This window comes from Streptomyces sp. B1I3, assembly GCF_030816615.1.
Classification (GTDB): domain Bacteria; phylum Actinomycetota; class Actinomycetes; order Streptomycetales; family Streptomycetaceae; genus Streptomyces.
The window spans coordinates 3,132,755-3,150,306 of record NZ_JAUSYD010000001.1; the positions used below are offsets into that span (position 1 = coordinate 3,132,755).

At 71.7% G+C, this 17,552-nt stretch carries 19 protein-coding genes; 12 read left to right on the top strand and 7 right to left on the bottom strand.

All coding sequences use genetic code 11. The features are described from left to right. The first annotated feature begins 3 nt into the window (after window positions 1-3). Entirely contained in the window at window positions 4-1,440 is a 1,437-nt protein-coding gene (locus QFZ58_RS14195; protein WP_307125298.1) for an aldehyde dehydrogenase family protein, read from the top strand. Next, window positions 1,433-2,362, top strand: coding sequence for an aldehyde dehydrogenase family protein (locus tag QFZ58_RS14200; protein ID WP_307125299.1), 930 nt, complete (start codon window positions 1,433-1,435; stop codon window positions 2,360-2,362). The genes QFZ58_RS14195 and QFZ58_RS14200 overlap by 8 nt, the downstream gene beginning before the upstream one ends. Window positions 2,363-2,426: 64 nt before the next feature. Here QFZ58_RS14200 and QFZ58_RS14205 read toward each other — a convergent pair whose 3' ends face one another. After that, complete coding sequence (locus QFZ58_RS14205; RefSeq protein ID WP_307125300.1) at window positions 2,427-2,852, bottom strand: hypothetical protein; 426 nt, start codon at window positions 2,850-2,852, stop codon at window positions 2,427-2,429. A gap of 63 nt (window positions 2,853-2,915) precedes the next feature. Here QFZ58_RS14205 and QFZ58_RS14210 point away from each other — a divergent pair, with 63 nt between their 5' ends. Beyond that, window positions 2,916-3,617, top strand: a complete 702-nt coding sequence (locus QFZ58_RS14210; RefSeq protein WP_307125301.1) for a uridine kinase — start codon at window positions 2,916-2,918, stop codon at window positions 3,615-3,617. Between the two features lie 146 nt (window positions 3,618-3,763). Here the strand turns inward: QFZ58_RS14210 and QFZ58_RS14215 are convergent, their stop codons facing one another. Further along, entirely contained in the window at window positions 3,764-4,522 is a 759-nt protein-coding gene (locus tag QFZ58_RS14215) for a SigE family RNA polymerase sigma factor (protein ID WP_307125302.1), read from the bottom strand. A 170-nt stretch (window positions 4,523-4,692) separates the two neighbouring features. Here QFZ58_RS14215 and afsQ1 point away from each other — a divergent pair, with 170 nt between their 5' ends. The 5 genes from afsQ1 to QFZ58_RS14240 all read left to right on the top strand — a co-directional run bounded on the left by afsQ1 (window position 4,693) and on the right by QFZ58_RS14240 (window position 8,610). Further along, window positions 4,693-5,370 (top strand): two-component system response regulator AfsQ1, encoded by a 678-nt coding sequence (gene afsQ1 / locus QFZ58_RS14220; protein ID WP_307128860.1) that lies wholly within the window; start codon window positions 4,693-4,695, stop codon window positions 5,368-5,370. Beyond that, complete coding sequence (locus tag QFZ58_RS14225) at window positions 5,367-6,899, top strand: HAMP domain-containing sensor histidine kinase (RefSeq protein ID WP_307125303.1); 1,533 nt, start codon at window positions 5,367-5,369, stop codon at window positions 6,897-6,899. The genes afsQ1 and QFZ58_RS14225 overlap by 4 nt, the downstream gene beginning before the upstream one ends. Beyond that, entirely contained in the window at window positions 6,896-7,549 is a 654-nt protein-coding gene (locus QFZ58_RS14230) for a hypothetical protein (RefSeq protein WP_307125304.1), read from the top strand. Before QFZ58_RS14225 ends, QFZ58_RS14230 begins: the two co-directional genes overlap by 4 nt. A gap of 189 nt (window positions 7,550-7,738) precedes the next feature. Then, complete coding sequence (locus QFZ58_RS14235; protein ID WP_307125305.1) at window positions 7,739-8,314, top strand: VanZ family protein; 576 nt, start codon at window positions 7,739-7,741, stop codon at window positions 8,312-8,314. Window positions 8,315-8,406: 92 nt separating this feature from the next. Next, entirely contained in the window at window positions 8,407-8,610 is a 204-nt protein-coding gene (locus QFZ58_RS14240) for a PspC domain-containing protein (RefSeq protein ID WP_307125306.1), read from the top strand. Window positions 8,611-8,703: 93 nt separating this feature from the next. Here the strand turns inward: QFZ58_RS14240 and QFZ58_RS14245 are convergent, their stop codons facing one another. Further along, the gene (locus QFZ58_RS14245; RefSeq protein ID WP_307125307.1) at window positions 8,704-8,997 is read right to left on the bottom strand and encodes a hypothetical protein; all 294 of its coding nucleotides are present in this window, start codon (window positions 8,995-8,997) and stop codon (window positions 8,704-8,706) included. 134 nt (window positions 8,998-9,131) lie between these two features. After that, complete coding sequence (locus QFZ58_RS14250; RefSeq protein WP_307125308.1) at window positions 9,132-10,286, bottom strand: adenosine deaminase; 1,155 nt, start codon at window positions 10,284-10,286, stop codon at window positions 9,132-9,134. 102 nt (window positions 10,287-10,388) lie between these two features. On the opposite strand from QFZ58_RS14250, the gene QFZ58_RS14255 reads away from it, so the two are divergent. Then, complete coding sequence (locus QFZ58_RS14255; protein WP_307125309.1) at window positions 10,389-11,156, top strand: alpha/beta hydrolase; 768 nt, start codon at window positions 10,389-10,391, stop codon at window positions 11,154-11,156. Window positions 11,157-11,279: 123 nt separating this feature from the next. Here QFZ58_RS14255 and QFZ58_RS14260 read toward each other — a convergent pair whose 3' ends face one another. After that, window positions 11,280-12,233, bottom strand: a complete 954-nt coding sequence (locus tag QFZ58_RS14260) for a LysR family transcriptional regulator (RefSeq protein ID WP_307125310.1) — start codon at window positions 12,231-12,233, stop codon at window positions 11,280-11,282. A gap of 62 nt (window positions 12,234-12,295) precedes the next feature. On the opposite strand from QFZ58_RS14260, the gene QFZ58_RS14265 reads away from it, so the two are divergent. The 3 genes from QFZ58_RS14265 (at window position 12,296) to QFZ58_RS14275 (ending at window position 15,533) form a co-directional block, all read left to right on the top strand. Further along, window positions 12,296-13,648, top strand: coding sequence for an MFS transporter (locus QFZ58_RS14265; RefSeq protein WP_307125311.1), 1,353 nt, complete (start codon window positions 12,296-12,298; stop codon window positions 13,646-13,648). Window positions 13,649-13,731: 83 nt separating this feature from the next. Beyond that, window positions 13,732-14,451, top strand: a complete 720-nt coding sequence (locus QFZ58_RS14270) for a L,D-transpeptidase (protein WP_307125312.1) — start codon at window positions 13,732-13,734, stop codon at window positions 14,449-14,451. Window positions 14,452-14,546: 95 nt separating this feature from the next. Further along, entirely contained in the window at window positions 14,547-15,533 is a 987-nt protein-coding gene (locus tag QFZ58_RS14275; protein ID WP_307125313.1) for a sigma-70 family RNA polymerase sigma factor, read from the top strand. A gap of 227 nt (window positions 15,534-15,760) precedes the next feature. Here the strand turns inward: QFZ58_RS14275 and QFZ58_RS14280 are convergent, their stop codons facing one another. Next, window positions 15,761-16,093: an STAS domain-containing protein gene (locus QFZ58_RS14280; RefSeq protein ID WP_373428548.1), complete on the bottom strand. Its 333-nt coding sequence runs from the start codon at window positions 16,091-16,093 to the stop codon at window positions 15,761-15,763. 156 nt (window positions 16,094-16,249) lie between these two features. Beyond that, window positions 16,250-17,527 (bottom strand): thymidine phosphorylase, encoded by a 1,278-nt coding sequence (locus QFZ58_RS14285; RefSeq protein WP_307125315.1) that lies wholly within the window; start codon window positions 17,525-17,527, stop codon window positions 16,250-16,252. Window positions 17,528-17,552: the final 25 nt, after the last annotated feature.

Below are 17,552 nucleotides of genomic sequence, written 5' to 3' on the forward strand. Positions count from 1 at the left end.
CCCATGGCATCTGCATTCGATTACGCACCGGCTCCGGAGTCCCGCTCCGTCGTCGACATCGCCCCCTCGTACGGCCTGTTCATCGACGGCGAGTTCACCGAGGCCGCCGACGGCAAGGTCTTCAAGACGGTCAGCCCGGCCACCGAGGAGGTCCTCTCCGAGGTCGCGCAGGCCGGCACGGAGGACGTGGACCGGGCCGTGAAGGCGGCCCGCAGGGCTTTCGAGAAGTGGTCGGCCCTGCCCGGCTCCGAGCGTGCCAAGTACCTCTTCCGGATCGCCCGGATCATCCAGGAGCGCTCCCGCGAGCTGGCCGTCCTGGAGACCCTGGACAACGGCAAGCCGATCCGGGAGACGCGTGACGCCGACCTCCCGCTGGTCGCCGCGCACTTCTTCTACTACGCGGGCTGGGCCGACAAGCTGGACCACGCCGGTTACGGGGCCGATCCGCGCCCGCTGGGTGTGGCCGGCCAGATCATCCCCTGGAACTTCCCGCTCCTCATGCTGGCCTGGAAGATCGCCCCGGCGCTCGCCACCGGCAACACGGTCGTGCTGAAGCCGGCGGAGACGACACCGCTCTCCGCCCTGTTCTTCGCGGACGTCTGCCGCCGGGCGGGACTGCCCAAGGGTGTCGTCAACATCCTGACGGGGTACGGCGACGCGGGCCAGGCCCTCGTCGAGCACCCCGACGTCAACAAGATCGCCTTCACGGGATCGACCGCGGTCGGCAAGGCCATCGCCCGCCAGATCGCGGGCACGGGTAAGAAGGCCACGCTGGAACTGGGCGGCAAGGGCGCCAACATCGTCTTCGACGACGCCCCCGTCGACCAGGCCGTCGAGGGCATCGTCACCGGCATCTTCTTCAATCAGGGCCAGGTCTGCTGCGCGGGCTCGCGGCTCCTGGTCCAGGAGTCCGTCCACGACGAGGTGCTGCACGCCCTCAAGCGCCGCCTGTCCACGCTGCGCCTCGGCGACCCGCTGGACAAGAACACCGACATCGGCGCGATCAACTCCCAGGAGCAGCTCTCCCGGATCGCCTCGCTCGTCGAGACGGGTGAGGCGGAGGGCGCCGAGCGCTGGTCGGCGCCGTGCGAGCTGCCGTCCGCCGGCTACTGGTTCGCCCCCACGCTGTTCACCGGGGTCACCCAGGCGCACACGGTGGCCCGTGACGAGATCTTCGGCCCGGTGCTGTCGGTACTGACGTTCCGCACACCGGACGAGGCCGTCGCCAAGGCCAACAACAGCCAGTACGGACTCTCGGCCGGCATCTGGACCGAGAAGGGCTCCCGCATCCTCGCGGTGGCGAACAAACTCCGTGCGGGCGTCGTCTGGGCCAACACGTTCAACAAGTTCGACCCGACCTCGCCGTTCGGCGGATACAAGGAGTCGGGCTTCGGCCGCGAGGGCGGCCGTCACGGTCTGGAGGCCTACCTCGATGTCTGACGGGCGACTGAGTGTCTTCAAGACCTACAAGCTGTACGTCGGGGGCAAGTTCCCCCGCTCCGAGAGCGGCCGGGTGTACGAGGTGACGGACCCGAAGGGCAAGTGGCTGGCCAACGCACCGCAGTCCTCCCGCAAGGACGCCCGTGACGCGGTCGTGGCCGCGCGCAAGGCGTTCGGCGGCTGGGCGGGAGCGACGGCCTACAACAGGGGCCAGATCCTCTACCGCGTCGCGGAGATGCTGGAGGGCCGCCGCGAGCAGTTCGCCCGTGAGGTGGCGGACGCCGAAGGACTGTCGAAGTCCAAGGCGGCGGCCGTCGTGGACGCGGCGATCGACCGCTGGGTCTGGTACGCGGGCTGGACCGACAAGATCGCCCAGATCGCCGGCGGGGCGAACCCGGTGGCGGGCCCCTACTTCAACCTCTCCACGCCGGAGCCGACGGGCGTGGTGGCGGTCCTGGCGCCGCAGGAGTCGTCGTTCCTGGGTCTCGTCTCGGTGCTCGCGCCGGTCATCGCCACGGGCAACACGGCGGTCGTCGTCGCGTCGGCCGACGCGCCGCTGCCCGCGTTGTCGCTGGGCGAGGTCCTGGCGACGTCGGACCTGCCCGGCGGTGTGGTCAACATCCTGTCCGGGAGGACGGCCGAACTCGCGGCCCCGCTGGCCTCGCACCAGGACGTCAATGCCATCGACCTCACCGGCGCCGGCGCGGACTCCGGACTGGCGAAGGAGCTGGAGGCCGCGGCGGCCGACAACCTGAAGCGGGTCCTGCGTCCACAGGCTGTGGACGGCGCGGACGGTGCGAACGGCACGGCCGGCACCGACTGGTCCGCCGATCCCGGTACGCGCCGCCTGACGGCCTTCCTGGAGATCAAGACGGTCTGGCACCCGACGGGCGCCCTGGGCACCTCCGGCTCCTCGTACTGACGCACGGCGCGACATGCCGCAGGGCCGCCCCGGGAGGGGCGGCCCTGCGGCATGCGCGCGTACGTCAGCCGGTGATCAGGCCGGTCACCTCGCCCACCACGGGCAGGTCGCCGAGCGCCGACCCGCTGGTCAGCGGATCGGTGACCAGCGCCGTGGTCACGGGCTTGAAGTCGGCGATCTGGGCGCCCACCGCGTTGTCCAGGGGGTCCACGCCGGTGCCGGCCAGCGGGTCGATCTGGAGGTCGGTGACCGGGGACACGGCCCCGGCCAGCCCGTAACCGAGCGCGCTGGTCAGGGCGGGCGCCGCCGCGTCATGGACCGCCCCCAGCGTGCTGTCGGCGGTGTCCGAGCCGGTGGCGGGGGCGGCGGGCAGCGGCGCCGCCTGGGCAGCCGCACCTCCCGCGCCGAGCGCCGCGCCCAGCGCGGTGAGGGTCAGACCGGCGCGCAGCAGAGCGCGTCGCCGGGGCTTGGACAGTGCATGACGTGCCATGTTTTCCCACCTGATCGGGGCCGATGCGGTAATCGTCCGCGCACGCAGAGTAGTTGACGTGTGATGCTGGATACCAACAGGACCTCCCGGGGATCCCCTGCCCGGGTCAATGCCTCACACTTCTGTTCTGTGAGTTCCCAACCGATCCCCACTCGAGTCGTGCTGCTCGCCGGTCCCTCCGGCTCCGGCAAGTCGTCCCTCGCCGCCCGCACCGGTCTGCCGGTTCTGCGTCTGGACGACTTCTACAAAGAAGGCAACGATCCGACACTGCCTCTGGTCACCGGCAGCACGGACATCGACTGGGACTCGGCCCTGTCCTGGGACGCGGACGCGGCGGTCGGGGCGATCGCGGAGCTGTGCCGCACAGGGCGTACGGACGTACCGGTGTACGACATCGCCACCAGCTCGCGGACGGGCCGGGAGGCGCTCGACATGGAGCGCACCCCCCTGTTCATAGCCGAGGGCATCTTCGCGGCGGACATCGTGACGCGCTGCCAGGAACTGGGCCTGCTCGCGGACGCGCTCTGCCTGCGCGGGCGTCCGTCGACGACCTTCCGGCGCCGGCTGCTGCGGGACCTGCGCGAAGGCCGCAAATCCGTGCCGTTCCTGCTGCGGCGGGGATGGCGCCTGATGCGGGCCGAACGGCGCATCGTGGCCCGGCAGGCGGCGCTGGGCGCGTACCCGTGCGGTCGGCAGGAGGCCCTGGGCCGGCTGGCCGCGGCCGCGGCGGGCCGGTGCCGCAGGGCGCCGTCGGCGGCCGCCTGACGGCGGAGCGGGGCCCACCGGGCCCCACGGCCGGCAACGCTGCGGGGCCGGACAGGACCCCCCGGCCCGTCCGGCCCCGCTGCGTGCTCCCCCGTGCCGCCGCCTCCCCCGAAGCGGCAGCCCGTCCCCCGTGTCCCCCGTACGCCTCAGGCCACCAGCTCGCCGAAGGACTCCTCCTCGTCACGGCCGAAGCTGAGGACCTCGTCCTCGCGCAGCCGGCGGAGCGACCGCCAGATGCTCGACTTCACCGTGCCGACACTGATGCCGAGGATGGACGCGATCTCCGGGTCGGTGCGGCCCTCGTAGTACCGCAGGACCAGCATGGTGCGCTGGAGTTCCGGCAGCCGTGCGAGGGCCTGCCAGAGCACCGCACGCAGTTCCGTGCCGCGCATCGCGTCCGTGTCGCCGACCGTCTCCGGCAGCTCCTCGGTCGGGTATTCGTTCAGCTTGCGCCTGCGCCAGGCGCTGATGTGCAGATTGGTCATGGTGCGGCGGAGGTACCCACCGACCGCCGCCTTGTCGCTGATCCTGTCCCACGCCCGGTACGTCGAGAAGAGGGCGCTCTGCAGCAGGTCCTCCGCCTCGAACCGGTCGCCGGTCAGGTGGTAGGCCGTCGCGTACAGGGAGGCGCGGCGCTCCTGGACGTAGGCGGTGAACGCCGCTTCGGCGTCCTCCGTCCGCTCCAGGGGCTTCCGCTCCCCCGTGACCTCCCCGTACGCACCGGTCCCGCTTCCCCCGTTTTCCCCCGTGGGCGCGTCAACCATCGTGAGATACGAAGGATGTTGACGCCCGGCGCCGCGAACACACCCCCGGCGGTTCGCACCCCCGGACTTCTCCTGGCTCCGGCCGACGTCGTGGAGACGCGTGACAACTGCGCTCGTGGTGGTGCTGTGCAGTGCGTTCATCTCGCGCCCCCCGTCGGTGGAGTCCGTTCGTTCCCTGTGCCAATGAGCTTGCCGGGGCAGTTTCATGGCGCTGTCCTGCGACTGTCACAGGCCTGTCACAGGGGCCTGTCGGCCGGTCAAGTCGGGGGGATTGTCGAACTGCGGCACCACCATGAGTCAGAATGACCCCCGTGCCTTTCCTGTTGCTGATCGAGGACGATGACGCCATCCGCACGGCCCTCGAACTCTCGCTGTCACGCCAGGGCCACCGTGTGGCCGCCGCGGCGACGGGAGAGGACGGCCTGGAGCTGCTCCGGGAGCAGCGGCCCGACCTGGTCGTGCTGGACGTGATGCTGCCCGGGATCGACGGCTTCGAGGTCTGCCGGCGCATCCGGCGCACCGACCAGCTGCCGATCATCCTGCTGACCGCGCGCAGCGACGACATCGACGTCGTGGTGGGACTGGAGTCCGGCGCGGACGACTACGTGGTGAAACCCGTGCAGGGCCGGGTGCTCGACGCCCGTATCCGCGCGGTGCTGCGCCGCGGTGAGCGCGAGTCCACGGACTCGGCGACCTTCGGGAGCGTCGTCATCGACCGTTCGGCGATGACCGTCACGAAGAACGGGGAGGACCTGCAGCTCACGCCGACCGAGCTGCGTCTCCTGCTCGAGCTGAGCCGCAGGCCCGGCCAGGCCCTGTCCCGGCAGCAGTTGCTGCGTCTGGTGTGGGAACACGACTACCTCGGTGACTCGCGGCTCGTCGACGCCTGTGTGCAGCGGCTGCGGGCGAAGGTGGAGGACGTGCCGTCCTCGCCGACGCTGATCCGTACCGTGCGCGGTGTCGGCTACCGGCTGGATTCGCCTCAGTGAGCGGTTCCGCGAAGCGTTCCATACTCGCGGGTCTTCGCTGGACCAGCCTGCGGATGCGGCTCCTGGTCGTGTTCGCGCTGGTGGCACTGACTGCCGCGGTGTCCGCGTCGGGCATCGCGTACTGGCTCAACCGTGAGGCCGTCCTGACGCGTACGCAGGACACGGCGCTCGGCGACTTCCGCCGTCAGATGCAGACCCGGGCGGCATCGCTCCCGCTGGAGCCCACGGCCGACGACCTGCGGGGCGCCGCCGAGCAGATGGCGAGCAGCGGCCCCGGTTACCACGTGCTGCTGATCGGCACCCGCGACGCCAAGCCGGTCGTCGGCTCCTCCGACATCGACGCGTTCACCAAGCAGGACGTGCCGGTGTCCCTGCAGAAGCAGGTCGGCAAGAAGCAGCCGCTCACCTCCGGCAACACGGACGAGTACCACCTGTTCTGGCAGCGCACGACCATCGGCGGCACCCCCTACCTGGTGGCCGGTACGAGGATCATCGGTGGCGGGCCGGCCGGGTACATGCTGAAGTCGCTCGACCAGGAGCGCCAGGACCTCAATTCACTGGCCTGGTCCCTCGGCATCGCCACCGCGCTGGCCCTCGTCGGTTCGGCGCTCCTCGCGCAGGCGGCGGCGACGACGGTGCTGCGGCCCGTGCAACGGCTCGGTGACGCGGCCCGCAAGCTCGGCGAGGGCAAGCTCGACACCCGTCTCGTGGTCTCGGGCACGGACGAACTGGCCGACCTCTCACGCACGTTCAACAAGACGGCGAGCTCGCTGGAGAAGAAGGTCGCCGACATGAGTGCGCGGGAGGAGTCGAGCCGCAGGTTCGTCGCCGACATGTCGCACGAGCTGCGGACCCCGCTGACCGCGATCACGGCGGTCGCCGAGGTGCTGGAGGACGAGGCGGACAGCCTGGACCCGATGATCGCGCCCGCCGTGCACCTGGTGGTGAGCGAGACCCGGCGGCTGAACGACCTGGTCGAGAACCTCATGGAGGTCACCCGCTTCGACGCGGGTACGGCCAGGCTCGTCCTGGACACGGTCGACGTCGCCGACCAGGTGACGGCCTGCATCGACGCGCGCGCCTGGCTGGACGCGGTCGATCTGGACGCCGAGCGCGGCATGATGGTGCGGCTGGATCCGCGCCGGCTCGACGTGATCCTCGCCAACCTGATCGGCAACGCCCTCAAGCACGGCGGGTCCCCGGTGCGCGTGTCGGTACGCACCGACGACGACGAGCTGGTCATCGAGGTACGCGACCACGGCCCGGGCATCCCGGAGGAGGTCCTGCCGCACGTCTTCGACCGTTTCTACAAGGCGAGTGCCTCCCGGCCGCGCTCCGAGGGCAGCGGCCTGGGGTTGTCCATCGCGATGGAGAACGCGCACATCCACGGCGGTGACATCACGGCCTCCAACTCGCCGGACGGCGACGGGGCGGTGTTCGTGCTGCGCCTGCCGCGCGACGCGGAGCGGCTGACCGGTGCCCCGGGGGACGCGGACCCCGACCGGAGCGAGAAGGGCGACGTCGAGTGACGCACAGCGAGCGCGCGTACCGCACACCCCGCCGCGGAGGGCGGGCCGGCGCCGTCGGGCGTGCGATCGGCGCGCTGGCCGCCGTGGTGGCCTGCGCGGCGCTGAGTGCCGGGTGCGGGATCAGGAGCACGTCGGTGCCCGTGGACGCCGGGGCTGCGCCGTCACGGGTGCCCTGCCGGACGACGTCGGGGTCGGTGGACGCGCCGCCGCCCAGGACCGTCGCCGTGCGCGTCCACCTGGTCTGCGCCTCGCAGCTGGTGACGGTGGAGCGCACGGTCGAGGTCGACGAGTCCCGGTCGGATCCGCTCCCGGTCGCGCAGCTGCTGCTGAGCGAACTGCGGCAGGAGCCGTCGGCCGACGAGCGGCGTGCGGGCTTCTCCACGGCCGTGCCGGCCCAGCTGCGGGTCTCCGGGGCCCGTAAGGGGGATCCCAAGGGCACGCTGCGTCTCAGCGAGCAGCCCGAGGACCTGCCGGCCGAGGCGCTCGCGCAGGTGGTGTGCACGTACGCGGAGAGCGAGCCGCTGGGTCCGGGCGATTCCGTGCTGCTCGGCGGACCGGGGAACTACGCCCCGCGGAACTACCTCTGCACGGCGGAGACGAAGAGCCGTCCCGAGAACGTACCGACGGTGAGCGCGGCCGAGCTTCCCTGAACGGGCCCCGGCTGCTCGGGGGCCCTGGGGGCGGTGGGCCTTGGGGGCCGGGTGGGCCCTGGGCGGGCTGTCCCGGCGGGCCGGACGGGAGCGGCCGGCCGGGCCGTCCCGAGCCGGTCCCCTGCGTGCCGCTCGTCACAGAGGCTTCCGCGACCGTGCGGAACCGATCCTGCCGGTCGTGGCGTCTTGGTGCATGTGCGTCAGAGTCCGGACGGCCGTGCCGTCATCCACTTCCGTGCGACGGGGGCCCTCCTCCTCCTCGCGCATCTGCTGTTCGTCGGCTGGCTGACACTGCGCCCGCTCGATGTGCCCTGGATGACGGCCGCGAACCTGCGGCCGCTCGACGGGATACGGGCGGACCTGGCACTCGGCCCCGTCGAGGCGGCACGCCGGATCGGTGAGGGGCTGCTGCTGCTGGCGCCGCTGGGCGTCCTGCTCCCGATGGCCGGAGGCAGACTGCTGGTCTCCCCCTGGGCCTCACTCGCGCGGACCGTCGCGGCGGGAGCCCTGATCTCGATGGCCATCGAACTGGGACAGACGGGCGTACCGGGCCAGGTCGTCGACGTGGACTCGCTGTTGCTGAACACCACGGGCGTCGCGCTCGCGCATCTGCTGGTCGTTCCGGTGTCCCGGGCGAGGCTGCGCCGCGGCAACCGGGCGGGGGCCGGGGACCTGACGCGGATCGGTAACGAGACCTGGGCCCTCAGGAGCGAGGCCCCTCAGGGGCCGACCCCGACGATTTCCAGGGTCGGCATCGCCCCGTAGAGCGACGCTTTGCACCCCTTCGCGGAGCCACTATGGAGGTACCGGGAGCACGACGGAGCTGCTCCCCGCAACGGTTCGCGAAGGAGCCCACCATGGCCGCACTTGCCCGCCCCCGTGACGGACGCATGATCGGTGGAGTGTGCGCAGCGCTGGCACGGCGCTTCGGCACCTCCGCAGGGACGATGCGCGTCATCTTCCTGGTCTCGTGCCTGCTTCCCGGCCCCCAGTTCCTGCTGTACCTGGCGCTGTGGATGCTGCTGCCGTCGGAGAAGCCCTCGTCCGCGCCGGCCTGGTGACCGGCGGCACCACGGGGAGGACGCACGGGGAGAACAACTGTGGGGCGCGCACCCGGTCCGGGTGCGCGCCCCACAGTGCGTCGACGGTGTTGCTCAGCGGCCGAGGGGCAGGAGACCGGTCAGCCCGCCGGCGGGCATGCCGCCGAGCAGGTTGTTGCCCTGCGTCTTGACCGCGTGGCCCCCCTGCTGCTGGTCGAGGAGGCCACCCGCGGCCTTCTGGACGGCAGGCAGGGCGTCGACCACGGAGTCGAGTGCGATGTTCTGGGGCAGCATGCCGGCCGCCGAGTCGACGGGCAGCGCGACGGCGGAGGCACTGCCCGCACCGGCGGCGGCGAAAGCGGCACCGAGAGCGGCGACGCCGAGGGTCCTGACAGCGGTCTGCTTCATATGACATTCATCCTTGGAAAGGGGATGTGAGCGGGCTCTGCAACGTAGCCAGCTCCTCACCCCTCCCGCAAACATGCCGGGACACGGAAAACGGCCGGGATTCAACACCCCCGGCCGCTTTCTCCGTATCTACCTCAGCCCGCAGAGGGCGAAGAACCGCTGGTCGTGACGGTCTGACGGAAAAGCCACTGGGATTTCAGCTCCGCGTATCCGGGCTTCACGACGTCATTGATCATCGCGAGACGTTCATCGAAAGGAATGAACGCTGATTTCATCGCATTGACTGTGAACCACTGCATGTCGTCGAGCGTGTATCCGAACGTCTCGATCAGCCGCTCGAATTCCTGGCTCATGCTGGTCCCGCTCATCAGCCGGTTGTCCGTGTTCACGGTGGCGCGGAAATGCAGCTTGCGCAGCAGCCCGATGGGGTGCTCGGCGTACGAGTCCGCGGCACCGGTCTGGAGGTTGGAGGTCGGGCAGAGCTCCAGCGGGATGCGCTTGTCCCGTACGTAGGAGGCGAGACGGCCCAGGGTCACGCTGCCGTCGTCGGCGATCTCGATGTCGTCGATGATGCGCACGCCGTGGCCGAGCCGGTCGGCGCCGCACCACTGCAGGGCCTGCCAGATCGACGGGAGCCCGAAGGCCTCGCCCGCGTGGATGGTGAAGTGGTTGTTCTCGCGCTTGAGGTACTCGAAGGCGTCCAGGTGCCGGGTGGGCGGGAAGCCCGCCTCGGCACCCGCGATGTCGAAGCCCACGACACCCAGGTCGCGGTAGCGGTTGGCGAGCTCGGCGATCTCCAGCGCCCTGGCGGCGTGCCGCATGGCCGTGAGGAGGGCGCCGACGCGGATGCGGTGACCGTTCGCACGGGCCCGCCGCTCGCCCTCACGGAAGCCGTCGTTGACCGCTTCGACGACCTCTTCCAGGGTCAGGCCCGCGGTGAGGTGCTGCTCCGGCGCGTACCGCACCTCGGCGTAGACGACGCCGTCCTCGGCGAGGTCCTCGGCGCACTCGGCCGCCACCCGGAACAGGGCGTCACGCGTCTGCATGACGGCACAGGTGTGGGCGAACGTCTCCAGGTAGCGCTCCAGCGAACCGGAGTCCGCCGCCTCACGGAACCAGATGCCGAGTTTGTCGGGTTCGGTCTCCGGGAGGGCGTCGTAGCCCTGCGCGAGCGCCAGCTCGACGACGGTGCCGGGGCGCAGGCCACCGTCGAGGTGGTCGTGCAGAAGCACCTTGGGCGCACGGCGGATCTGGTCGGAATCGGGGACGTTCAGGGTCTGGCTCGTCATCTTGGCACTCTAGCGCCTACGCGCGTAGAGCGCTGTCGCCGATGCGTAACAGTGACCCCGAAGTCGGATGGAATCCATCTGCCCTTCTGACACTGTTCTGTCATGGCACAGCGCGCACTTCCCCTGCCTGCCGCCAGGCTGGGACGGGCCGTCAACACGGCCGGAGCACCATCCGAGGTCAGCGGCGTGGTCCTGCTGCTCCCGGACGGCGAGACCGCATCGCGGCGCCGTCCCTCCGCCCTCTCGTACGCCCTCCAACTGCCGTTCGCACGGACGCTGGCGCGGGCCGGCCACGGGGACGGTCTCGCCGTACACATCGTGCGCTACCGGCGGCGGGGCTGGAACGCCGACGCCGATCCGGCGGCCGACGCCGAGTGGGCCGCCGACGAGGTCGTGCGCCGCTACGGTGACGTCCCCGTCTGCCTCGCCGGGCACGGGATGGGCGGCCGGGCGGCCCTGCGCGCGGGCGGGCACGCGGCCGTCACGTCGGTCCTGGCGATGGCCCCGTGGCTGCCGGAGGGCCCGGCCGCTCCCGAGCCGGAACCCGAGCCGGTCAAGCACCTCGCGGGGCGCCGGGTGCTGATCGTGCACGGCACGAACGACGCGCGGACGGATCCGGAGCTGTCCTACCGGCTGGCCGAGCGCGCCAAGAAGTCCAACCGGGACACCTGCCGGTTCGAGGTCCATTCGGACGGACACGCGCTGCGTCAGCACCGGCCCGAGGTGACGGCGCTGGCCGCGGACTTCGTGCGGGGCTCGCTCTTCGCCAGGTCGTACGCGCGACCGGTCGCCGACGCGTTCGCGGCACCGCCGCCGCTGGGGCTGCGGATGCCGCTGGCCGCCGGCTTCGGCCGGTCGCTGCGGCACTGAGCGCGCGCGTCGGACCGTCCCGTCGGTACGGGGGTAGGGGCGACGGGCCGCGGGCGCGGGGCGCCGGCACGCGGGGCGCAGGGCGACGGGTCCGCGCGCCCCGGTCCGGCTCCGCGCGCCTGGTCAGTCCGGCAGCAGGTTCCCTCGGCGCGAGAGCAGGAAACGCTTGAAGGCGGCCACGGGCGGGGTGTCGGGGTGCCCGTCGAGCCAGGCCACCCCGATCTCACGGGCCGCACGCGGCGCCGTCACGGTCAGCTCGACCACGCCGGGCCGGGCGACAGCGGGCGGCGGCAGCAGGGCCACCCCGAGCCCGGCGGCGACCAGCCCGCGCAGCGTCTCGGCCTCCTCGCCCTCGAACGCGACGCGCGGCGTGAAGCCGGCCTCCGCACAGAGGTCGTCGGTGATCCGCCGCAGGCCGTAACCGGGTTCCAGGGTGACGAAGGCTTCATCGGCGGCCTCGGCGAGGCGGACACGCCGCCGTCCGGCGAGGCGGTGGTCGTCGGGCACGACCAGCCGCAGCCGCTGCTCGTCCAGGCGGCGGGCCACGAGATCGGGGGCGTCGGGGACGGGGGACGTCAGGCAGAGGTCGAGGCCGCCCGCCCGCAGTCGCTCGATCATCGCCTCGCCGTAGTTCTGCACGAGCTGGAAGCGGACCCTCGGATGGTCGGCCCGGAAGGCGCGGATCAGGGCGGGCACGGTCTCGGAGCCCATGGTGTGCAGGAAGCCGAAGGCCACCTTGCCCGCGGTCGGGTCGGCGTCGGCGCGCACCGAGTCGGCGGCCTTCTCCACCTCGGCCAGCGCGCGTTCCGCCGATCCGAGGAAGGTGCGGCCGGCGGGGGTGAGCGAGACGGTGCGGCCCCTGCGGGCGAAGAGGGCGACTCCCAGGTCCTGTTCGAGCCTGACCATGGCCCGCGAGAGCGTCGACTGCGGCACGCCGAGCTCGTGTGCGGCACGGGTGACGTGCTCGTGGCGGGCCACCGCCTCGAAGTACGCCAGGCGGGGCGCGAGCACGGCGCGAATGTCTTCTTCGTAACTGCTCGGTGACAGCCGAGGCTGTGAGCTGTACTGATGCACCATGGGAACGATTATGACGGTTTCATGCATTGGACGCATGAAACGCGGAAGCCTACGTTCGGGGTATGCCTCCTGCCAGTACCGGGGCGTCCACCATCGTGCTGGGCGCCTCCGCTCCGTCATCCGCCGTCGCCGTCCCCCCGACCACCCGGGACCGGTCCGGACCCGACCACTCCGAGCCGGGCCGCTCCGAGCCGGACCGCCTCGAGCCGGGCCGCCCCGGTTACCGCCGGATGAGCTTCGCTCTGTTCGCCGCCGGGATCGCGACCTTCGCACTCCTCTACTCCACGCAGGCGCTGCTGCCCGCCGTCTCCGCCTCCTTCGGCGCCACGGCCGGTCAGGCGAGCTGGACGGTCTCCGCGGCGACCGGTGCGCTGGCACTGTGCGTCCTGCCGCTGAGCGCGCTCTCCGAGCGCTTCGGGCGGCGGCAGATGATGACGGCCTCCCTGACGGTGGCCGTGCTGGTCGGGCTGCTCGTCCCGTTCGCCCCCTCGCTCGGCTGGCTGATCGCGCTGCGCGCGGTCCAGGGCGCGGCACTGGCCGGACTGCCCGCCTCCGCGATGGCGTACCTGGCCGAGGAGGTGCGGCCCAAGGCGCTGGTGGCCGCGATCGGGCTGTTCGTGGCGGGCAACAGCATCGGCGGCATGAGCGGCCGCATCCTCACCGGCTGGGTCGCCCAGCTGTGGGGCTGGCGGGCCGCGCTCGGCGCGGTCGGGCTGCTGGCCGTCGCCTGCGCCGTCGTGTTCCACTTCATGATCCCCAAGGCCAGGCACTTCACGCCCGGTTCGCTGAACCCCAGGGCTCTGGCGAAGACGGTCACCGGCCACCTCGCCGACCCGCTGCTGCGCCGGCTGTACGCGATCGGCGCCCTGTTCATGACGGTGTTCGGCGCGGTCTACACCGTGATCGGCTACCGGCTCGTCGAGGCACCGTTCAGCCTCCCGCAGGGCGTCGTGGGCTCGATCTTCCTGGTCTACCTGGTCGGTACGGTCTCCTCCGCGGCGGCCGGCCGCCTGGTCGCCCGGCTGGGCCGCCGGGGCGCGCTCTACCTCGCCGTGTCCACGACTGCCGCGGGCCTGCTGCTCTCCCTGGCCGACCAGCTGGCCGCCGTCCTGCTGGGCCTGGTCCTGATCACGGCCGGATTCTTCGCCGGGCACGCGGTCGCCTCCTCCTCGGTGAGCCGTACCGCGACGACGGGCCGCGCCCAGGCGTCGGCGCTCTACCAGTCCGCGTACTACCTGGGATCCAGCGCGGGCGGCACGCTCGGCGCGGTCGCCTTCCACGCCGGCGGCTGGACGGGCACGGTCGCACTGGGTCTCCTGGCGGTCCTCGGCGTCGTGTCGATCACGCTGTACGGGACGAGGGCCGCCCGCACCGAGCGGCTCCGGACCCGGACGGCGACGGCCGTGCACAACTGAGACCTGTTCCCGCACAACCGCCGCTCCCCTACGCGCGTCCAACAAGCGGAGTCACCACACCGCGCGCGAAGGGGAACAGGCGTATGCGCATCTCGGGGAAGATATGCGGCAGCGTGACGACGCGGCGCGGAGCCGCGTTGTCCGTCGCCGGACTCATGGCCGTACCGGCCCTGGTCCTGAGCACCGGCACGGCCGCGCAGGCGGCCTCCTGCACGGCGTCGAAGGGGCCGTACCAGAAGCAGGTCGAGAAGTACCTGAACCGGCCGGTGGACGGGCGTCAGTCCACGGCCGACTGCACGGCGATCCGCGCCTTCCAGGTATCGAAGGGCATCACGCCGTCCGCCGGGTACGCGGGACCCGTGACCTGGCGGACGATGAAGACGATCACCGCGCAGAAGGCGGCGGGCAAGAACCCCAACGCCGCGAAGAAGTGCCCCACCAACAGGGGACGCATCGCGTGCGTGGACCTCACGCGGCAGCTGAGCTGGATCCAGGACGGCAGCAGGCTGAAGTTCGGCCCGGTGCCGGTGCGGACGGGTCGCGACGGCGCGGAGACGCGCACCGGCGCGAGCAAGGTCTACTGGCGCAACATCAACCACTGGTCGACGCTCTACGACGTCCGGATGCCGTACGCCCAGTTCTTCGACGGCGGCCAGGCGTTCCACTCGGTCACCAAGTCCATGTACAACAACCCGGGCTCGGCGGGCTGCGTCAACATGCGTCCGGCGGACGCGAAGTCATACTGGAACCTGCTGAAGAACGGGGACGACGTCTTCGTGTACGGACGCAAGCCCGGCACCTGAGCTGCCGCTTTCCCGCTTCCGCCCCGTTGTCGGTGCCCTGGGGTAGCTTCCACAGTGCTGGGTGAGCGGTGTCACAGCGCAACTGGGGTGGAGCGATGAGTGATCTGACAGCGACGGCGGACATCGACAGCCGTCTGGAGGGACACCGGGTCGAGCTGACCGGCTACTGCTACCGGATGCTCGGCTCGGCCTTCGAGGCGGAGGACGCGGTCCAGGACACGATGGTGCGCGCGTGGCGCAACTTCGACAAGTTCGAGGGCCGTTCCTCGCTGCGCTCCTGGCTCTACCGCATCGCGACGAACGTCTGCCTGGACATGCTGAACGCGGGCAACAAGCGGGCCAGGCCGGTGGATCTGACCGGTCCCACGCCCCTGGCGCAGGCCGCGCTCAACCCGCGTCCGGAGAACACCTGGCTGGAGCCGATGCCGGACGGCCGCGTCCTGCCGTCCACGGCCGATCCGGCCGAGGCCGCGGTGGCCCGCGAATCGGTGCGCCTGGCGTTCGTCGCCGCTCTCCAGCACCTGCCGCCGAAGCAGCGGGCGGTGCTCATCCTGCGCGAGGTCCTGGCCTGGAGGGCCAGTGAGGTCGCCGAGCTGCTCGAGACGACGGTCGCCTCGGTCAACAGCGCGCTGCAGCGTGCCCGGGCGACGGTCTCGGAGATGGAGGGCACGGTCCCGGACACCGCGAATCCGCTGGACGAGGAGCAGCGCAAGCTCCTGGACCGCTATGTGGCGGCCTTCGAGGGGTACGACATGGCGGCGCTGACGGCGCTGCTCCACGAGGACGCGGTGATGACCATGCCGCCGTTCGACCTCTGGCTCCGGGGACACGACGACATCGCGGGCTTCATGCTCTCCATGGGGGCGAGCTGTGCCAACTCCCGGCTGGTGGCGACGGAGGCCAACGGCACCCCCGCCTTCGCGCACTACAAGCCGAATCCGGACGGTCCGGGCTTCGTGCCGTGGGCGGTGCAGGTCATCGACATCTCGGACGGCGCCATCACCGGTATGCACTGCTTCCTGGACACCCCGCGCTGGTTCCCGCTGTTCGGACTGCCGGACCACTTGGACGCCGACGCGTGAGGAGACCCGGGCGGCCCGTGGTGATGGGCTGAGCCTTCCTGTGGTGGGCGGGCTGGGCGGCGATGCCCCGTGCGTTGCCTCCGGGGTGGCGCCGTCACCCTCGGCGAGCACCGTCCCCGTCACGGGGGCACGCAGGTGCCGCACGGATACGCGGACGGATACGCGGAGCAGGTCCACCGCAGCTCCGGTGAGGTCCGCGCCCACGCCGTGGCCCGCTGGGGCGTGGATCAGTCCGGTCGCGGCCGGACGTCACCCACCACGCCGGCCAGCCCCACCAGCTCGAGCAGCGTCCCGACTTCGGCCGGGACGTTGCGCAGCCGCAGCTCGACGCCCCCGGCTCGGCGTGCGACGAGCCCGAGCCGGGCGACCGCCTCGACCAGGGCCAGATCCGGGCGTATCACCCCGCCCACGTCGCAGTCGATCACCCTCACCGCGACGGGCGGATCCGCAGCCTGCGGGCGGATGCGCAGCAGCGCCTCCAGCCGGGCGCAGAGGCCCGGCACATCGGCACGCGTGACGCGGCCGGTGAGGACGAGCGCGTTCGGAGTCATGGCATCCACACCACAGAGACCGGCGTGGCGCCGGAAACTCATCGCCCCGGGGCCCGCCCCGGCCGACCGGGAACACCCGGTGTCCGGTGCGTCACCGGCCCGGCATGCCGAACGGGACCGGCGGCGGTCCGCCGGTCCCGTTCTTCCGCAGGGGAGAACCTCAGGTCAGGCGATACGCTCCCGCACGACCGGCGTCGCGGTGAACGGAGTGCCGGCCGGGGCGATGTCGTACGAGCCGGGCAGCGCCTTCAGCGCGTACTCGAACTTCTCCGGGGTGTCCGTGTGCAGGGTCAGCAACGGCTGTCCCTCGGTCACCGTGTCGCCCGGCTTGGCGTGCAGCTCGACACCCGCACCGGCCTGCACCGGGTCCTCCTTGCGGGCGCGGCCGGCACCGAGCCGCCAGGCGGCGATGCCGACGTCGTAGGCGTCCAGACGGGTCAGGACGCCCGAGGACGGAGCCGTGACCACGTGCTGCTCGCGGGCGACGGGGAGCTCGGCGTCCGGGTCACCACCCTGCGCGGCGATCATGCGGCGCCACACGTCCATGGCCGAGCCGTCGGCGAGGGCCTTCTCCGGGTCGGCGTCCTTGAGCCCCGCGGCGTCGAGCATCTCGCGGGCGAGGGCGAGGGTCAGGTCGACGACGTCCTGGGGACCGCCGCCGGCGAGCACCTCGACGGACTCGCGTACCTCCAGGGCGTTGCCCGCGGTCAGGCCCAGCGGTGTGGACATGTCGGTGAGCAGCGCGACCGTGCGTACGCCGCTGTCGGTGCCGAGGGCGACCATGGTCGAGGCCAGTTCGCGGGCGTCCTCGATGGTCTTCATGAAGGCGCCGGAGCCGACCTTGACGTCCAGGACGAGCGCGCCGGTGCCCTCGGCGATCTTCTTGGACATGATCGAGCTGGCGATGAGCGGGATGGCCTCGACGGTGCCGGTGACGTCGCGCAACGCGTACAGCTTCTTGTCGGCGGGGGCCAGCCCGTCACCCGCCGCGCAGATCACGGCGCCGGTGGTCTCCAGGACGTCCAGCATCTCGGCGTTGGACAGGTGGGCGCGCCAGCCGGGGACGGACTCCAGCTTGTCGAGCGTGCCGCCGGTGTGGCCGAGTCCCCGTCCACTGAGCTGCGGCACGGCCGCGCCGCAGGCCGCGACGAGCGGGGCGAGCGGGAGGGTGATCTTGTCGCCCACGCCGCCGGTGGAGTGCTTGTCGGTGGTGGGGCGGGAGAGCGCGCCGAAGTCCATCCGCTCGCCTGAGGCGATCATGGCGGCGGTCCAGCGGGCGATCTCGGTACGGTTCATGCCGTTGAGCAGGATCGCCATGGCCAGGGCGGACATCTGCTCGTCGGCGACCTCGCCGCGCGTGTACGCGTCGATGACCCAGTCGATCTGCTCGGGGCTGAGCTCGCCGCGGTCCCGCTTGGTGCGGATGACGGAAATGGCGTCCATGGTCCTGGGTGTCCTTCCGGCAGGG